This window comes from Bacillus sp. GbtcB14 (genome assembly GCF_019091205.1).
GTDB lineage: Bacteria > Bacillota > Bacilli > Bacillales > Bacillaceae_G > Bacillus_A > Bacillus_A cereus_AG.
The window spans coordinates 1-250 of sequence record NZ_JAGXJT010000233.1; the positions used below are offsets into that span (position 1 = coordinate 1).

Consider the following 250-nt stretch of genomic DNA (forward strand, 5'->3'; position numbering starts at 1 on the left):
CTTGTAAGGGAGCGGGGAATTCTTATGCAAAATGCGGATCCTCAGCAGCAGGGGGCGATGGCCGCCGTGACTCACCTCTCTCTTCAAACCTTGCAAGAAATATGTTCGAAAGTGTCGACGGAAGACTTTCCGGCAGGTGTAGCCTGCATGAATTCAGAACAGCAGCATGTGATTTCCGGACACCGGCAAGCTGTGGAACGTGTCATCAAGATGGCGGAGGAAAAGGGTGCGGCATACACTTATTTGAATG

The 250-nt window shown here is 51.6% G+C and carries 1 pseudogene; it reads left to right on the plus strand.

What is annotated here, in order from left to right:
- Positions 1 to 250: pseudogene (locus KVT31_RS29800) on the plus strand (malonyl CoA-acyl carrier protein transacylase); the annotation flags it as partial.